Origin of the sequence: Xenorhabdus khoisanae, assembly GCF_001037465.1 — a bacterium.
Lineage (GTDB): Bacteria > Pseudomonadota > Gammaproteobacteria > Enterobacterales > Enterobacteriaceae > Xenorhabdus > Xenorhabdus khoisanae.
Genome location: NZ_LFCV01000075.1, coordinates 1 through 838 on the forward strand (window position 1 = coordinate 1; position 838 = coordinate 838).

Consider the following 838-nt stretch of genomic DNA (forward strand, 5'->3'; position numbering starts at 1 on the left):
TGTAATCGAATGTGGTGATAGCGCCTGATGGATCCGCTTCCCAGACGATTTGGCTATGGCGCCACTGGCGGCGGGTAATGCGTCCAAGAGGATCGACCTCACGGATCACCAGCCCGTTGTTATCGTAATGATATTGGGTTTCACCGCCTTCACCGTCCCGATAGGTGGTAATGCGGGCCTGATCATCATAGTGAAAATGGTCACACCAGTAACCGCTGGGAGAAGTTGTGCTGAGGACTCGTCCTTGTTCATCATAAGTCAGGCTTAAATCGGTCTGGTCGGTATCGTGCCAGCGAATCATCCGTCCCTGTGCGTCATATTCATGCCACAGGTGATTATGTTGGAACGCTTCACACTCATGCAGGTAACCTTGTGGATCATAGTGGCAGGTCACCAGCCTCTGCTGCTTTTGCTGTTCAAGATAGTCCACTGTCTGAAGTTGCTGATCCTGATAACCCAAAATCAGCCGGAAACCACCTGTGCGTGTGACTTCAATCAGTTGCGACTGTTTATCGTAGACAAACTGGATCACGTTTTGACGACGATCGGTGATCGCGGATAGTTTACGGATAGCCCCAGCAGCGTGATTAAAATGATAAGTGAGCTGAGACTGCCGGTCAGTCAGTTTCAATTCACCGGTCAATTCACCGATCAGCACGTAATGAGGAATATGCTGGTTACGGGCGAGCACCGTGTTATCCGGTGTGCTGAAATCGTAGATGACCCCGTCTGCATCGGTGAAATTGATTTTGCCGTCAATCAGTGTTAGCTGACGTGACCAGTCATCAGCCCATTTAGGGCCAAACAGGCCGTTTAATTTGGCGGTAGAGCGATAGGT

At 50.4% G+C, this 838-nt stretch carries 1 protein-coding gene; it reads right to left on the reverse strand.

Features of this window, described 5'->3' with window-relative positions:
• On the reverse strand, positions 1-838 hold an 838-nt coding region (locus tag AB204_RS12270), incomplete at both ends, for an RHS repeat domain-containing protein (protein WP_047963660.1).